At 53.2% G+C, this 13,460-nt stretch carries 18 protein-coding genes and 1 CRISPR repeat array; of the genes, 15 read left to right on the plus strand and 3 right to left on the minus strand.

What is annotated here, in order from left to right; genetic code table 11:
- The gene (cas2, locus tag DNH61_RS10745) at nt 1-291 is read left to right on the plus strand and encodes a CRISPR-associated endonuclease Cas2 (protein ID WP_111146656.1); all 291 of its coding nucleotides are present in this window, start codon (nt 1-3) and stop codon (nt 289-291) included.
- 202 nt (nt 292-493) lie between these two features.
- A CRISPR array of direct repeats spans nt 494-1,939; the repeat unit is 32 nt; unit sequence GTCACACCCCGCTGGGGTGTGTGGATTGAAAT.
- Nucleotides 1,940-2,187: 248 nt separating this feature from the next.
- On the opposite strand, the gene DNH61_RS10750 is transcribed toward cas2, so the two are convergent.
- Together DNH61_RS10750 and DNH61_RS26320 are read right to left on the minus strand one after the other, a co-directional pair.
- Nucleotides 2,188-3,933 (minus strand): alpha-glycosidase, encoded by a 1,746-nt coding sequence (locus DNH61_RS10750; protein WP_111146657.1) that lies wholly within the window; start codon nt 3,931-3,933, stop codon nt 2,188-2,190.
- A gap of 157 nt (nt 3,934-4,090) precedes the next feature.
- Entirely contained in the window at nt 4,091-4,264 is a 174-nt protein-coding gene (locus DNH61_RS26320) for a hypothetical protein (RefSeq protein ID WP_181438654.1), read from the minus strand.
- 222 nt (nt 4,265-4,486) lie between these two features.
- Here DNH61_RS26320 and DNH61_RS10755 point away from each other — a divergent pair, with 222 nt between their 5' ends.
- From DNH61_RS10755 to DNH61_RS10770, 4 genes are all read left to right on the plus strand, one after another.
- Nucleotides 4,487-5,242, plus strand: a complete 756-nt coding sequence (locus DNH61_RS10755) for a glucosaminidase domain-containing protein (protein ID WP_111146658.1) — start codon at nt 4,487-4,489, stop codon at nt 5,240-5,242.
- Between the two features lie 171 nt (nt 5,243-5,413).
- On the plus strand, nt 5,414-5,818 hold the full coding sequence (locus DNH61_RS10760; protein WP_111146659.1) for a phage holin family protein: 405 nt from the start codon (nt 5,414-5,416) through the stop codon (nt 5,816-5,818).
- 114 nt (nt 5,819-5,932) lie between these two features.
- Complete coding sequence (locus tag DNH61_RS10765; protein ID WP_111146660.1) at nt 5,933-6,346, plus strand: YhjD family protein; 414 nt, start codon at nt 5,933-5,935, stop codon at nt 6,344-6,346.
- Between the two features lie 168 nt (nt 6,347-6,514).
- Nucleotides 6,515-6,904 carry a cupredoxin domain-containing protein gene (locus DNH61_RS10770; protein WP_111146661.1) on the plus strand — a complete coding sequence of 130 codons (390 nt, stop codon included), beginning with the start codon at nt 6,515-6,517 and terminating at the stop codon, nt 6,902-6,904.
- A gap of 98 nt (nt 6,905-7,002) precedes the next feature.
- Here DNH61_RS10770 and DNH61_RS10775 read toward each other — a convergent pair whose 3' ends face one another.
- Nucleotides 7,003-7,272, minus strand: coding sequence for a hypothetical protein (locus tag DNH61_RS10775; RefSeq protein WP_111146662.1), 270 nt, complete (start codon nt 7,270-7,272; stop codon nt 7,003-7,005).
- Nucleotides 7,273-7,392: 120 nt separating this feature from the next.
- On the opposite strand from DNH61_RS10775, the gene DNH61_RS10780 reads away from it, so the two are divergent.
- The 10 genes from DNH61_RS10780 to DNH61_RS10825 all read left to right on the plus strand — a co-directional run bounded on the left by DNH61_RS10780 (nt 7,393) and on the right by DNH61_RS10825 (nt 13,373).
- On the plus strand, nt 7,393-7,680 hold the full coding sequence (locus DNH61_RS10780; protein ID WP_111146663.1) for a Dabb family protein: 288 nt from the start codon (nt 7,393-7,395) through the stop codon (nt 7,678-7,680).
- Between the two features lie 179 nt (nt 7,681-7,859).
- Nucleotides 7,860-8,282 carry a DUF86 domain-containing protein gene (locus DNH61_RS10785; RefSeq protein ID WP_111146664.1) on the plus strand — a complete coding sequence of 141 codons (423 nt, stop codon included), beginning with the start codon at nt 7,860-7,862 and terminating at the stop codon, nt 8,280-8,282.
- A 39-nt stretch (nt 8,283-8,321) separates the two neighbouring features.
- Nucleotides 8,322-9,005: a helix-turn-helix transcriptional regulator gene (locus DNH61_RS10790; RefSeq protein ID WP_111146665.1), complete on the plus strand. Its 684-nt coding sequence runs from the start codon at nt 8,322-8,324 to the stop codon at nt 9,003-9,005.
- 150 nt (nt 9,006-9,155) lie between these two features.
- The gene (locus DNH61_RS10795) at nt 9,156-9,641 is read left to right on the plus strand and encodes a DUF948 domain-containing protein (protein ID WP_111146666.1); all 486 of its coding nucleotides are present in this window, start codon (nt 9,156-9,158) and stop codon (nt 9,639-9,641) included.
- A 14-nt stretch (nt 9,642-9,655) separates the two neighbouring features.
- Nucleotides 9,656-9,988, plus strand: coding sequence for a YtxH domain-containing protein (locus DNH61_RS10800; protein ID WP_245948134.1), 333 nt, complete (start codon nt 9,656-9,658; stop codon nt 9,986-9,988).
- Nucleotides 9,989-10,192: 204 nt separating this feature from the next.
- Nucleotides 10,193-11,002, plus strand: coding sequence for a glutamate racemase (racE, locus tag DNH61_RS10805; RefSeq protein WP_111146667.1), 810 nt, complete (start codon nt 10,193-10,195; stop codon nt 11,000-11,002).
- Between the two features lie 173 nt (nt 11,003-11,175).
- Nucleotides 11,176-12,378, plus strand: coding sequence for a M14 family metallopeptidase (locus DNH61_RS10810; protein WP_111146668.1), 1,203 nt, complete (start codon nt 11,176-11,178; stop codon nt 12,376-12,378).
- A 66-nt stretch (nt 12,379-12,444) separates the two neighbouring features.
- Nucleotides 12,445-12,699: a hypothetical protein gene (locus DNH61_RS10815; protein ID WP_111146669.1), complete on the plus strand. Its 255-nt coding sequence runs from the start codon at nt 12,445-12,447 to the stop codon at nt 12,697-12,699.
- A gap of 99 nt (nt 12,700-12,798) precedes the next feature.
- Nucleotides 12,799-13,101, plus strand: coding sequence for an iron-sulfur cluster assembly accessory protein (locus DNH61_RS10820; protein WP_111146775.1), 303 nt, complete (start codon nt 12,799-12,801; stop codon nt 13,099-13,101).
- Nucleotides 13,102-13,145: 44 nt separating this feature from the next.
- The gene (locus tag DNH61_RS10825; RefSeq protein WP_111146670.1) at nt 13,146-13,373 is read left to right on the plus strand and encodes a YuzB family protein; all 228 of its coding nucleotides are present in this window, start codon (nt 13,146-13,148) and stop codon (nt 13,371-13,373) included.
- Nucleotides 13,374-13,460: the final 87 nt, after the last annotated feature.

Below are 13,460 nucleotides of genomic sequence, written 5' to 3' on the forward strand. Positions count from 1 at the left end.
ATGTTGATTCTCATTACCTACGATGTAAACACGACAACGCCTGAAGGGAGAAAACGTCTCAGTAAAGTGGCCAAGAAGTGCCTTGCGTACGGGCAACGGGTACAAAATTCCGTATTTGAATGTGTAGTTGATGCTACACAGTTCAAGCAAATTAAGCTTCAGTTGGCAGACCTTATTGATTCTGAGACGGATAGCTTACGATTCTACAATCTCGGAGACCGTTATAAATCCAAGGTGGATCACTTCGGCGCCAGAGCATCTTATGATATCGAAGGACCACTAATTATCTAATGGTTACTAGTGATTAAAGGTGCGAATCGGGTGGTGCGAATAGGAAGCTCACATGGTTTTGCTGGAGGATTCGCACCAGTTTATTTGGAGGTAAAATCCAAATCTAGTGATCTTATAAGGGGAAAGGCAGGGTTGTCTGAGATAAATGAAGCAAACTAATTGTTTTTAGGGCGAAAATTACCTTTAATAGGTAATTTTCGCAGTCACACCCCGCTGGGGTGTGTGGATTGAAATATCCGGGAGCTTGGCCTAAACCCTCTGCCGTGGTTGGTCACACCCCGCTGGGGTGTGTGGATTGAAATCGGTACCAATGGCACCATCCACTACCACCATACTGTCACACCCCGCTGGGGTGTGTGGATTGAAATATCTAGGAGGGGAATAGAGAAGTCCGCAGCTCGAGGGGTCACACCCCGCTGGGGTGTGTGGATTGAAATATGTGCTGCCACCTCCGCTGACCTTATACGGCGAGTCACACCCCGCTGGGGTGTGTGGATTGAAATGCCGGGGCTGGAGAAGCGCAGTAAAGGGTGTACTAGTCACACCCCGCTGGGGTGTGTGGATTGAAATCGTTTGCGCCGCTCGCGCAATACATCTTCTCGTTTGTCACACCCCGCTGGGGTGTGTGGATTGAAATATCTTAGAACCCACCCAGCTTATCAGCTAAGTGTGTCACACCCCGCTGGGGTGTGTGGATTGAAATTGGGTTACAATCAGACCTACAGGGTCACGGTCGTTGGTCACACCCCGCTGGGGTGTGTGGATTGAAATCCAATGTACTTTTGTCATACTTCCATCAAACTTCAGTCACACCCCGCTGGGGTGTGTGGATTGAAATTCGCCCGTCTTGCCAGATGCACACCGAACCGGCTTGCCGTCACACCCCGCTGGGGTGTGTGGATTGAAATGCCGCCGACCGCTGTGTTGGTGTAGCCCGTGCCGTCACACCCCGCTGGGGTGTGTGGATTGAAATAGTCTGTTTTTTGGAGTGATGTTGCTGGGTTTACCCGTCACACCCCGCTGGGGTGTGTGGATTGAAATATGGTTCCCGTGTACGACTTCGAGTATTCGACCTGGTCACACCCCGCTGGGGTGTGTGGATTGAAATCTTGTTGATCTTCCGCTCACCCTGAATGACCGTGAGTCACACCCCGCTGGGGTGTGTGGATTGAAATAGGCGTAACCAGAACTCAGTCAAACGCTCGGTATCGAGTCACACCCCGCTGGGGTGTGTGGATTGAAATTGCCGGAGGTCTTGGGTTTGGTCACATTGGCAGGTCAGTCACACCCCGCTGGGGTGTGTGGATTGAAATAATGATATCATTGTAGGAGTCTGTTTATTTACTCCCGTCACACCCCGCTGGGGTGTGTGGATTGAAATCTATCGGGTGGAGAGACCCGCGACTGTACATGTGGGTCACACCCCGCTGGGGTGTGTGGATTGAAATCGAAATCGTTACGAGACTATCCGAATCTGCTATCGGGTCACACCCCGCTGGGGTGTGTGGATTGAAATTGGCTGGTAGCCGTACCAAATACGGATATGGTGGCGTCACACCCCGCTGGGGTATTTGGATTGAAATAGGATTAGGGAGCGATATAGAGCAGGTTGCCTAGTCACACCCAGCTATTGTGTGTGGATTGAATTACAAGTAGTCCAAGAGCAAGAACGAGAAAGTGCCCCTGCCCCGAATGTTAGTCTGTATCACCAGGCCAGAACAAACGGCTACCGGGATATTGAACTTATCACCGATGACAATGATTTTCGAACACGGCTGTCTGTGTGGTAACGGTCTGCAGTTAGAACCTACGTACTGCTGCAGCGGGTAACAGGACAAAAGTAAACAGCGGCGGTCCGGAACATCCCATGTCCCGGACCGCCGCTGTATTCTTTCCTTACTCTGCTTTCTTGAACACCCGGAAGCCATAAGGCTCGATCTCCAGATCGAGAATTCCCTGCGGGGCATGTGCTGTGCTGCCGTCCCAGGCATTGCTCCATGCGCCTGTTCCAACCGGAAGATTGAGCGCAGCAGGCCGATCCGTGTTATTCACAATGATGATAAACTCTTCCTGCTCGGTGTAGCGGCTGTACGCCAGCACGCTGGAATTGGGCTCTGCCAGCAGCACGCGGAAGGTGCCGGTCCGCAGCGCTTCCGAGGATCTGCGCATGCCGATCAGCGTCCGGTAGAAGTCGAACAGCTCACGGTCCTGCTTATCCGTATCCCATTCCATACACTTGCGGCAGCCGGGGTCCTGCTCGCCGGTCAGGCCGATTTCATCTCCGTAATAGATGCACGGCACACCCACGAAGGTAAGCTGCACGAGTGCGGCAAGCTTCATCAGGGGCTTGCTTCCGCCGCATAGGGTCAGGAGTCTCGGCGTATCATGGCTGTCGAGCAGGTTGAAGGCGGCTTCAGTCACGCGGGTTGGAAACTTGGCGATCAGCCGTCCCATGGCATCAGTCAGACCCTTGGCATCCAGCTTCTGCTCCACGAAGAAATCGAGCACAGCAGTCGTGAAAGGATAGTTCATAACCGCGTCGAACTGGTCGCCCTGCAGCCACATCAGCGAATCATGCCATACCTCGCCAAGGATATAAGCATCCGAATTAACCTCTTTCACCGTGTCCCTGAATTTACGCCAGAACCGGTGGTCCACCTCATTAGCCACGTCCAGCCGCCAGCCGTCAATGCCGACCTCCTCCAGCCAGTAACGGGCCACCTTAAGCAGGTAGTCCTGCACCTTAGGGTTCTCCGTGTTAAACTTGGGCATATTCCGCTCGAAGGCGAAGGTCTCATAGGTTGGTATGCCGTCCTTGACATCAAGCGGCCATTCACGCACATGGAACCAGTCCGCATACTCGGAAGCCTCGCCCTTCTCCAGGCAGTCGACGAACGCGGGGAAGGTGCGGCCTGCGTGGTTGAATACCGCGTCGAGCAGCACACGGATGCCCCGCTCATGGCAGAGATCAACCAGCTCCTTCAGCTTCTCGTTGGTGCCGAAATGCGGATCGACCTTCAGATAATCCCGTGTGTCATACTTGTGATTGGTAGGGGCTTCGAAGACCGGAGTGAAATAGATCGCCGTAATGCCAAGCTCCTCCAGATAGTCGAGATGATCGATAACGCCCTGCAGGTCTCCCCCGAAGAAGTTATCCCTGCGCGGCTCGCCTCCCCATTCCTCTACATTCTCGGGGCTGATGGACGGATCGCCATTGGCAAACCGCTCAGGGAAGATCTGATAGAATATGGCATCCTTCACCCAGGCTGGAGGCGAGAAGATATCTGCCGGGTTCAGGTACGGGAAGTCAAAAAACTGGTTCGGGTCCGCCGGCTCCTCAGGTTCAAAGCCCTGCTCGGTCATCCAGAGCTTCACGCGTCCGTCATCTAGAGCAAAGGCGTAGCGCAGCCTGCGGTACTCTGGCTTGGCAAATGCCTGCCAGTAGTCGAACAGGGAGTCAGAAGCAAGCTTGCGCATCGGGATATAGCGCTTGGTCCGGCCCCAGTCGTATTTGTCCCCTGCATAAACCTCAACTGACTTCATGTCGCTGCGCTTGGTGCGGATGCGCAGTTCGATGGTCTCCTTATCCAATGCACTTGCCCAGTTAATCTTCGGGCGGTGTTCAATAGCTTCCAGCAGCATGTGAGAAACCCCTTCCAGAGCATGCAAAAAACGGAACGCACAAGCCTCGCGTAATCGACGAGGTTGTACCTTCCGGGTAGCAGTGCCTTCAAGTTGTAATGCCTTCATTATAGCAGGCAGTCAGCTGGCAAGCAATAGATTAAAGCGGTTCCACACTTTATTCAGGTTTATCTTTCGATTTTCGAATCCACTTTATTACGGTAAGCAGGATCCAGATGGCCGCCAGTGCTACAATTGCGGTATCCAGTACATTCATCGGAGGCTTGAAGTCAACGAAGATCAGAATGCCTGCAACAAGGCCAATCATAATGAGCACATCATTTCGTTCCATTCCTTGCACCACACTTTCATAATCTATACTTCCTCTTATAACAGACTGGGAAAGACCGCAAGAGCTGCTGCTGAAGCTGCTGTTTCATTATACCTTCGGCAGGCGTGTCATACAATGAGGGGAGCTTGCGGCCAAAAAAGTCGGACACTAGCCGATACACTGCGCTTGGACACGGCATATAGATAGTAGAAGAGGGAATTAAGCTGTTAGAGGAAGGGGTGTATGCTGAGCATGACAAGAGAGGAGTTCTTTGCCAGACTTGCACCGTTCGCAATTCGTGCAAGGCGGGAAGGGTCGCCTATGTTTCCGTCCGTCCGGCTTGCGCAGAATCTGCTGGAGACAGGCGGCGTCATTCATCCATGGAACAATCTTGGCGGGATTAAGGTGGGAAGCGGCCGCGTGACGCCGTATTGGCGAGGAGCAAGTGTAAACCGCAAAACCTGGGAGGTTTATGACGGCAGAAAGGTTAACATATCGGCTGATTTTCGTGCCTATGATACGTTATATGATTACTACAAAGATCAGGATCTTCTGCTGCAGCTGCCGCGTTACGAGCGGGTCCGCAATGCTGACACGCCGGAGGAACAAGCACGAATGCTGCAGGCGTCCGGCTATGCAACCGATCCCCAGTATGCCAGCAAGCTGATCAATATCATCAATCAATACAATCTGAAGCGCTTCGATAATGAGGCGGCTGTTGATGGGGAGGCAGTCCCTGCCCAAGTACTGCTTGAGGGTAAAATAGCGGCGACCGGATACCTGGTGGAAGGGCAAACCTGGGTACCGGCGAGACATCTCGGCAAGCTGCTGGGACTCTATATTGGCTGGAACGGCAAGGAAGTCACGGTTAATGGAAAACCCCGCACCACCCGGATTTTTGAAGGAAGGGGTTATGTACCGGTTCGTGAGCTGGCGGAAGCTGCGGGAGCGGCTGTCCAGTGGGAGCAGGAGACGCGCACAGTCCGGCTGAGCCGCTGATGCTCGGCAATCCATTTAGACAGAAGTGAGCGGGAGGAGCCCGGGGCCCCTTCCGTTCTTTTTTCCTTCTGCAGAGTTTGGACGCATGAACCCGGACAGTATGACGGACAACCTTCCGGCTCTTGAATACTATGATAGCAGGAGACTTATCCGGAGGGAGGCACTACTGTTATGAATATGCAGAACTTGCTGGGGGCCGCCGCAGCCGCTGCAGGATCGCTGATTACCTTCATGTTTGGGGGCTGGAGCGAGTCGCTGACCGTGCTGACGCTGGCAATGGCAATTGATTATATAACAGGGGTTCTGGCTGCCGTGAAGGAAGACAAGGGACTCAACAGCAGTGTCGGCTACTGGGGGCTGACACGTAAGGGTGTCGTCCTGCTGGTTATTATGCTGGCACACCGGGTGGATATTTTGCTTGGCACCGGCAATGCAACGATGGGCGGGGCGATCTATTTTTATCTGACGAATGAGCTGATCTCGGTAACGGAGAACTACGGGCGCCTGGGACTGCCGCTGCCTGACCGGATCAGGCATATCATAGAAGTGCTGAAGGGAAGAGACGGCGGCAAATAGAAGACGTCCGAAGACCGGCCAAGAGCCGGGATTAATACCCATTGCGAACATCTGTTCTTCAGGTTATAATAAGGGAACAGATGTTCTCTTATGTTCGTGATGGAGGGGTACATAATGGTTATGAGTGTCACCGGTACAGCAGAGGGTGTGAAGGTGAAGGCAGGCGGGCCGCCGGTTCAGACGGAACAGGAGCTGGAGATTGTGAAGCGGTATGTCATAATGGGGATTGCCATGCGTATTCTGGACCATGATATCCGGATCGTTGGGCGAGCGCCGATGAAGCTGCCGCGCTTCTATGAATCGCTGCTCCGCGCGCTTCAGGACCGGGTGCTGCTGGAGATGGCCGCCATGCGCAAGCAGTTCAGAGAGCTTGGCATCAAGATTTATGACGAGCAGCGGAGTCCCGAAAGGCTGACCGCGCGCTATGTGTGCAGAGGGTATCATCATCAATTTTCCCTGCTGTGGAATTTTGTCCGGGTTGAGGCGGAACGCATCCTGAAAAGCTACACCCCGGAGACGGAAGGATGAAGAATGTCATGGGATCGTCATTTTTTAAGAGACTTAGTGTGAAAAAGTTCATAGTTTTGTCAAAAACTCATAAAAAGTTTTCCGAAGCCCGCAGTTTAAGGTTGAGTATAACGGACCATCTTAGGTAATATAAAGAGTAGACAATACGAGTAAAGGGGACACGGAGCAATGTACAAGTGGTTGATGTTCGTCGTATTCATTGCGGCTTCCGTACTGGGGTTGTACCTGATTACATTCAACCTTCCGGAGAAACCTGTGGATGAATCAGCTAGCCTGCCGGAGGGTATGGTTCTCATGAAGATTCAGGCCTCCAACGATTTTGTATTCGATCAAGAGGTGTACACGGTAAAGCAGGGCGATACTGTCCGCATGACGCTGGTAAACAAGAGCGGTATCCATGGTCTCGAAATTCCAGAGCTTGGTATTACACTGGAAGGTGACGAGCTGCAGAAGGATATTGTATTTGACAAGCCCGGCGAGTACGAGATTGCGTGTTCCATTCCTTGCGGTACTGGTCATGCGACGATGAAGTCCACCCTGGTTGTAGAAGCTGCATAAGTTTTGCGTACAGAGGAGCCGCCAGGCTCCTTTTTGTTTACACAGGGAATGGCTTGTCTTTCAAGTATGCAGTTAATGTGTGCGTCGTTGCGCTGAGGTCATGCTCTTGAGCGTGAACGTGACCTGCGCCTCTCCCGCATGATGAGACGATCTGTAATGTAGCCGATCAATGCCCAGGAGACGATTGTAAGGACGTACATGAGCAGTACGCTGACTTCATGAATATCTACGAACAGATCCACGGCCCAGGCCGGTACGCTGAGCATGAAGAAGATGAAGTTGTGCGGATCGTAGCCCGTATAGTTGAACATGCATAGAGCCACACCGAACAGAGTGGCGGCGATCGTGAAAGGATAACGTCTGCGCATAACCTGCCTCCTGCTGCATAAAGATTGCCCAAAGGCGCCTGTTTCGGTTATTATGTGACAAAAGGGGACCGGCCATTCGCGGCGCCTGACCCTTACTTTATTGGGGGAGTGGATCGGGTAATGATAACGCATATTGTATTCTTTAAGCTGAAGGACCGCAGCCGGGAAAGTGCAGAGCGTACGGCACAGGTTTTGCGTGACATGGAAGGCCGGATCGAGGAACTGAAGTATATCGAGGTTGGATTGGATGTCATCCATTCCGAGCGTTCGTATGATATTGCCCTGGTAACCAAATTCGAGTCGCTTGAGGCGCTCGGCGCTTACGCGGTGCATCCGGTTCACCAGAAGGTTGTTGAGCATATTAAAGAGGTAAGCGAATCCTCGGTGACCGTGGATTACGAAGGCTAGCAGGCCGTTCCTCGGACAAAGCAAGCAGTAGAGCAGGACAAGGAGCCGGGATAGGAATAATGAGAGACGTATATGAAATGTTGACTTACCTTCTCGTTGTTATTATCAGCTGTATCGTAATGGCGGTATGGCTGAAGCGGAAGGCGAAGAAGAAGAAATCGTAAAGGCGGGGGCTAGCGGTGTACTATGTAAACCGGGAACAAATCGCTGAGCGGCTTGCTGCCGTGCCGGCCGCAGCGGAAGGGATGAGCCAGCTCGCCGAAGCGTGGGATGGAACACTGCTGCAGGGTCTGGCTCAGGAGAGAGCGCTGCATATCGCCATCGAGATCGTGACCGATGTTGGAAGCTGTCTGATTGACGGCTTCATGATGCGGGATGCGAGCAGTTACGAAGATATTATTGATATAACCGGTGCTGAAGGTGTGTTTCCGGCTGAAATACGGGAGAGGCTTCTAGAGCTGGTGAAGCTCCGCAAGCCGCTAGTTCAGGACTATTATAAGTGGAACCGCAGCGAGCTGCATCCGCTTACCCCGATCCTTCCGCATGTGCTTACCGTATTTAGAGAATCGGTGGAAGGATATTTGAGCCGGGAACTGTTTTAAGCGCTGATAAGGCAGTGATAACTCCAGGAGGTGACCGTGATGGCAGCAGGTAAAGACGAGCAGGTGACAGAATCCGGGAACCGGCATGATGGTACGACGCGCCAGATGGTGTTAAAACTGCTAAAGACGAAAGGCCCAAGCAGCGCAGGAGAGCTCTCCAGACATCTCGGCATTACCGAGATGGCGGTAAGGCGTCATCTCAGCGCTCTGGAGGCCGATGGATATGTCGAGCCGTCTCTGGTGCGGCAGCCGATGGGCAGGCCAGCGTATGTTTATAGGCTGACGGAGGAAGCAGAGCAGCTGTTTCCCCGGAATTATCATACACTGGCACTGGATTTGCTCGAGGAGCTGGAAGACGACGGAGACACGATCGACCGCTTGTTCGAAGCCAGGAAGCTGAAGCTGAAGCAGCGCTATGCCGGGGGCATGGAGGGTAAGTCGCTTGGCGAGCGTGTATCTGAGCTTGCCCGCATTCAGAATGCTGGAGGCTATATGGTGGAAGTTGAGCCGGCGGAAGCCGGACCGGATACCGGATATGTAATGAATGAATACAACTGTCCCATTGCCCAGGTAGCCGGCCGGTATCAGCAAGCCTGCAGCTGCGAGCTGGAGCTGTTTGAAGCTCTGCTGGAGGCGAAGGTTCAGCGTACGGAATGTCTGGCCAAAGGCGGCAGCAAGTGCAGTTATACCATACTCCCTACAGGGTTGTCCGATAAGCCGTAGTTTACGGCGGCGGACAGCTCTTTCTTTTTGCCTATACACCGGGCTTCCCTCCCCCCAAAAAAAGTTGTGTCAGGTCAAGCCTGCGCTGACTATACTGTCAGTACGAATTGGGCATTCGTCTATGGGACTACTGGAAGGAGGTTCGGGCGCATGATGGTGTTATGGTGTGCTGCTGCAGCAACAGCGGCTTTCCTCGTCCTCACAGCTGTTATGCTGGTAGGCCTGTTTCAGCTAAAGCGCAAGCTCGGCCGCATGGAGGAAGGAGCTGCGGAAGTGCAGCGTGAGACAATTCTGCTGCTGAGGGAGCTGCGAGAAGCGGGAAGCAGTGCCGCCAAGACAGCAGCAGCGGTTAATCGCCAGCTGGCAAGAGCCGACAAGCTGTTTGCAGCAGCAGAGGAGCTTGGAGATGCGGCTGTGCATGCAGCGGCGGCAGCGAACCGGATAACGGAAGCCGTTAGTGTCAAGGCTGCCCGGCAGGTGGAGCAGGCTATGCACAACCGTCAGAAACAGATCGGCGAAGCGCTGGAGCTGGCTGAACTCGGATGGGCTGCCTGGACTTGGTGGCGTTCGAAAAATACCCCCTCCGCCCATTCTCCAGAATGTCAGACCCATGACGCAGGGCACGATAAGATCTGAAGGGAGCGATTAAGATGATGAATCAGAACAATTCAATGAAGAACTTCCTGATTGGAACAGCAGCTGGTCTGGCGGTTGGCGCGGTAACTGCATTGTTGTTTGCACCGAAAGCAGGCAAGGAGCTGCGCAGAGATATTGCCGATGGCACGCAGCAGGCCTATGATTCCACCTGCAAGGTAGCCAGCCAGGTAACGGAATCGACAGCCAAAATGGCAAGGCAGGTAGGAAGCCAAACGGCGTCCATCGCCGGCAAGGCAAAGGACACACTCGGCTCGGTTAATCCTTGGGGCAAATCCAAAGAGCAAACGGACAGCCCGCAGGGCGATAATATGTCGGTTGTTTCCTAATTCGTTATATTCCATCCCCTAGAGGGCCCCTCCAGCAGGTATAGCGGAGCGGGCCCTTATCTTACGGCTGACATGCCATTCGCCTGTTCTTGAACCTTGTCTGAATTTACGCTAAGATGTAGGTACGTTTTTGCACTTATTTTCATATGGTATGGTGACTGAACTTACTTATTCGTATTTTAAGACAAGGAAAGCGGTGTATATGTGCAACAGCCGATTGCTATACTAGATTCGGGCGTGGGCGGATTAACGGTAGCCAAGGAAGTGATGAGACAGCTCCCGCGCGAGAAAATCATCTATTTCGGCGATACTGCGCGCACCCCGTACGGCCCGAGGCCGGCTCAAGAGGTTATCCGTTTCACTCAGGAAATCGTAGATTATTTATTGAAATTCTCACCGAAAATGATCGTCATTGCCTGCAATACCGCGACCGCCTTTGCACTTGAGACGATCCGTTCACGCGTGTCCATTCCGGTGATCGGCGTTGTCCATCCGGGGGCCAGAGCCGCCATTAACCGGACACAGTCCGGTTATATCGGGGTAATTGGCACGGAAGGCACGGTGAACAGCGGTGCCTACGAACAGGCCTTGAAGCAGCTGTCCCCGCATGTTGATGTCGTAAGTGTAGCCTGCCCAAGATTCGTTCCGCTTGTTGAGAGAGGGAATTTCCGCTCAGAGGAAACCTATAACACGGTTAATGAATCATTGGCTGGTCTGCGGTCAACCCGGATAGATACCTTGATTCTGGGCTGCACGCATTATCCTTTTCTGGCAGAGACGATATCCGATGTGATGGGTGGACAGATTGCCTTAATCAGCTCAGCAGAGGAGACCGCGCGTGATATCAGTACGATTCTCCATGACAAGGGCAAGCTTGCCCGCGGAGATCTGCTGCCTGTGCACCAGTTCTGCTGCAGCGGCGACCCGCAGATGTTCAAGATGATTGCCCAGCAGTGGTTAAACGAACAGATTGAATTAACGCCGATTGTCTGGCAGGTCCCGCATATCGGCTGACTTAACACGTTGATACGAACGAATTTGGAAGCTGCCTGTCAGACGTAGTCTGAGGCAGCTTCATGCTGTCGTAGGGGCTTGACCTCTGTGAGAGCAGGGGCACTGATACATACCTGCTGACTGCTTCGCATAAACATGGTGGAAAATCCGATCTTTCTGGGAGGAAACCGCCCATGTTCCGTTACATCGTACAACCGGGTGATACCGTGCTGCGCATTGCCAAGATGTTTCATCTTCACGGGGATGCCATCTATACGGCCAACCCGCATATTTCCTCTGCGAATCATCTGTCCCCAGGGCTTGTTCTGTCGATCCCAACGCCGGAGCCCCAGCAGTACTGCATTCAGCAGGGGGATACGATGATGGGCATTGCCCGTATGTTTGGCGTTCCGGTCAACCGGATCATGGCTCTTAACCCCTATCTCAATCCGCAGGCATTGCTTCCTGGGCAGCTGGTAACGATTCCGCCGGGTATGAGCGGCAGAATTGTAGAAGCTAATGAAGAATACGGACCCCGCCAGCTCGTGCGCGATCTTGGCCGGCTTAAAGCCTTATATCCCTTCCTTGAGATCGGGGAATATGGAAGCAGTGTGCTGGGGCAGCCTCTCTGTTACATCAGGCTGGGTACGGGGAAGCGCCGCATTCATGTTAACGCCGCATTTCATGCGAATGAATGGATTACTTCGCTGGTAGCGATGACTTGTATTGAAGACCTTGCCCGGGCGCTTTCGCTTGGAGAGACATATCGCGGCTTCGAACCGGAAGCGCTGCTCCGCCGCTGCCAGCTCGTTGTCGCGCCCATGGTGAATCCAGATGGCGTGGAGCTGGCCCAGCAGGGTGTAACACCGTCCCACCCTTATTATGAGAGCCTGCTGAAGTGGAATCGGTATTCTCCCCGTTTCTTTCGCTGGAAATCGAATATACGCGGGGTGGACTTGAATGACCAGTTTCCTGCTCATTGGGAGGAAGAGTGTGCAAGGCGCGGTACGGAGGGGCCTGGTCCGCGAGACTATCCGGGTACAGCTCCGCTAAGCGAACCGGAGGCCGCTGCAATCGCTGAGCTCGCACGCCGGGAGCAGTTCGATGTCGTGCTTGCGCTGCATACCCAGGGCCAGGAGATTTATTGGAACTACCGGGACATGGAACCGCCTGGCACCGAGCAGCTTGCCGCAAGGCTTGGCATGGTAAGCGGCTACCGTCCGGTCAAGCTGACCGGAAGCGATGCCGGTTATAAGGATTGGTTCATCCAGGAGTTCAGAAGGCCCGGATTTACCATTGAGGCGGGTTATGGCGTTAATCCGCTCCCTTTATCGCAGTTCGCTGATATTTATGATGAGATGGCACCTCTGCTGCTGGAAGTCATGACTGCGGAGTAAGGCCAGGCAGTCTCATATGCAGGGCGGCGGGCGCTTATGCTATAATGGCGCAAAGGAGGGATGAGGATGGCACGTAAACGGTCACTGCTCTCTTTGCGCCATTGGAAGCATGTATTTGTGCGTATTTACCGGTTGATTCGCTCACCGCTGGTGAAGCCGGCGGACAAGCTGCTGTTTCTGCTGCCTGTGGCGTTATATTGGGTTCTGCCTGATGTTATGCCATTTGTCCCTGTGGATGATATTGCTGTGACTATGTTCGCTGCGGAATGGTTTACCCGGCGCGCCGAATCGAAATATCCGAATGTCCCAGGCGGCAGTTGAACTTCGGGTGCCAATTCATTACAATGAAGAAGATTTACTTATTGATGATGGTGCAGTGTTCTCTAATGAATGGTGCTGACGAAGGAGCTGGAACAGGTTATGAGATGCAAAATTTCACGCAACGCGGCCAAGGTGCTGCTTGAAGAATTGAACAAGCCTGAGAATGAGGGCAAGAAGCTGAGAGTGTACATTACGCATTCCCATGGCGACCATGCCCACTATGGCATGACGCTTGATGATGCGAAGGAAGGCGATGAGATCGTCTCTACCGATAAAGGGATTGACGTGCTCCTTGCCAAGGGTGAGGATATGCTCGACGGTGTTCGTATTGACTACTTTTACGTACCGAAGGAAGGCTTCGCGATTACGAATCCGACCAAAGGCAACCACGGAGACCACTGATCATAAGGGTCGGCAGGCCGGCCGTGCCGGAATGAAGGGGAATTATGGCTAACGACATCCGAATTTGTGACAAATGCAAGCATATGCGTGTAAAGACGGCTCTGCCCAAGCTGCAGAAGCTTGCGCCTGATGCCGAGATTAAGGTTGGCTGCAAGTCGTACTGCGGTCCCTGTGCCAAATACGCGTTTGTTTTTATTAACGGCCGCTACTTGAAGGCACCGACCGAGGACGAAGTTATTGAGAAGGCTAAGCAATTTATCAAGAAACCTTAACCGAGTTAGATTGAGCGAAGGGCTCTCTCCAGGCTGGACATTAATCCGGCAGGAGAGAGCCCTTGTTCTTATTCCTTGTTCTTCAAC

The sequence above is a fragment of the Paenibacillus sambharensis genome (genome assembly GCF_003233845.1).
GTDB lineage: Bacteria > Bacillota > Bacilli > Paenibacillales > Paenibacillaceae > Paenibacillus_I > Paenibacillus_I sambharensis.

Bases quoted from the DNA above. Each gene is read 5' to 3' on its own strand.
- cas2 (WP_111146656.1), top strand. From the start codon at position 1: ATGTTGATTCTCATTACCTACGATGTAAACACGACAACGCCTGAAGGG.
- DNH61_RS10750 (WP_111146657.1), bottom strand. From the start codon at position 3,933: ATGCTGCTGGAAGCTATTGAACACCGCCCGAAGATTAACTGGGCAAGT.
- DNH61_RS26320 (WP_181438654.1), bottom strand. From the start codon at position 4,264: ATGGAACGAAATGATGTGCTCATTATGATTGGCCTTGTTGCAGGCATT.
- DNH61_RS10755 (WP_111146658.1), top strand. From the start codon at position 4,487: ATGCTGAGCATGACAAGAGAGGAGTTCTTTGCCAGACTTGCACCGTTC.
- DNH61_RS10760 (WP_111146659.1), top strand. From the start codon at position 5,414: ATGAATATGCAGAACTTGCTGGGGGCCGCCGCAGCCGCTGCAGGATCG.
- DNH61_RS10765 (WP_111146660.1), top strand. From the start codon at position 5,933: ATGGTTATGAGTGTCACCGGTACAGCAGAGGGTGTGAAGGTGAAGGCA.
- DNH61_RS10770 (WP_111146661.1), top strand. From the start codon at position 6,515: ATGTACAAGTGGTTGATGTTCGTCGTATTCATTGCGGCTTCCGTACTG.
- DNH61_RS10775 (WP_111146662.1), bottom strand. From the start codon at position 7,272: ATGCGCAGACGTTATCCTTTCACGATCGCCGCCACTCTGTTCGGTGTG.
- DNH61_RS10780 (WP_111146663.1), top strand. From the start codon at position 7,393: ATGATAACGCATATTGTATTCTTTAAGCTGAAGGACCGCAGCCGGGAA.
- DNH61_RS10790 (WP_111146665.1), top strand. From the start codon at position 8,322: ATGGCAGCAGGTAAAGACGAGCAGGTGACAGAATCCGGGAACCGGCAT.
- DNH61_RS10795 (WP_111146666.1), top strand. From the start codon at position 9,156: ATGATGGTGTTATGGTGTGCTGCTGCAGCAACAGCGGCTTTCCTCGTC.
- DNH61_RS10800 (WP_245948134.1), top strand. From the start codon at position 9,656: ATGATGAATCAGAACAATTCAATGAAGAACTTCCTGATTGGAACAGCA.
- DNH61_RS10810 (WP_111146668.1), top strand. From the start codon at position 11,176: ATGTTCCGTTACATCGTACAACCGGGTGATACCGTGCTGCGCATTGCC.
- DNH61_RS10815 (WP_111146669.1), top strand. From the start codon at position 12,445: ATGGCACGTAAACGGTCACTGCTCTCTTTGCGCCATTGGAAGCATGTA.
- DNH61_RS10820 (WP_111146775.1), top strand. From the start codon at position 12,799: ATGAGATGCAAAATTTCACGCAACGCGGCCAAGGTGCTGCTTGAAGAA.
- DNH61_RS10825 (WP_111146670.1), top strand. From the start codon at position 13,146: ATGGCTAACGACATCCGAATTTGTGACAAATGCAAGCATATGCGTGTA.